The following is a 622-nucleotide window of genomic DNA, read 5'->3' as shown; positions in this document are numbered from 1 at the left end:
TTAGAAAGGGGAAAGTTAGAAAGGGGAAAGTTAGAAAGGGGAAAGTTAGAAAGGGGAAAGTTAGAAAGGGGAAAGTTGGAAAGGGGAAAGTTGGAAAGGGGAAAGTTGGAATATGGGAGCTGCTAGGCTATAAGTAGAGATATGTTTTAAATAAGGATATTTAAAATGAAATTTGAAAACCTAGATGTTTGGAAGCGCTCTGCTACGCTAGCAATTGCAATTTTTCAACACTTTAAATCGAGTCGTGAGGTTTGCTTGAAAGAGCAAATTAAGCGCTCTAGCTTGTCTATTTCATCGAATATAGCAGAAGGCTATGAGCGGATGTCTTCAAAGGATTGTGTGCGTTTTCTTTACTATGCAAAAGGAAGTTGTGGTGAGCTAAGATCACAGCTCTATATATCGCTTCAGGTCGGTGAAGTTAGTACAGAGCTGGCAAATAAATGGATAATAGAAACGCAAGAATTATCAATGATGTTAGCGGGCTTAATCAGAGCAATTAATAATGCGAATCAAAGGTAGTAGTTAGAAAGAGTAAAGTTAGAAAAAGTAAAGTTAGAAAGAGTAAAGTTAGAAAGAGTAAAGTTAGAAAGAGTAAAGTTAGAAAGAGTAAAGTTAGAAAGAG

At 36.3% G+C, this 622-nt stretch carries 1 protein-coding gene; it reads left to right on the top strand.

Features of this window, described 5'->3' with window-relative positions:
* Positions 1-165 precede the first annotated feature (165 nt).
* Positions 166-519 carry a four helix bundle protein gene (locus MTF66_RS38405; RefSeq protein WP_248530352.1) on the top strand — a complete coding sequence of 118 codons (354 nt, stop codon included), beginning with the start codon at positions 166-168 and terminating at the stop codon, positions 517-519.
* Positions 520-622 lie beyond the last annotated feature (103 nt).

This window comes from Pseudoalteromonas sp. 2CM39R, assembly GCF_023161845.1.
Note: the sequence above shows the minus strand (reverse complement) of the source record. Positions and strands in the feature narration are given on the sequence as shown.

Bases quoted from the DNA above. Each gene is read 5' to 3' on its own strand.
- MTF66_RS38405 (WP_248530352.1), top strand. From the start codon at position 166: ATGAAATTTGAAAACCTAGATGTTTGGAAGCGCTCTGCTACGCTAGCA.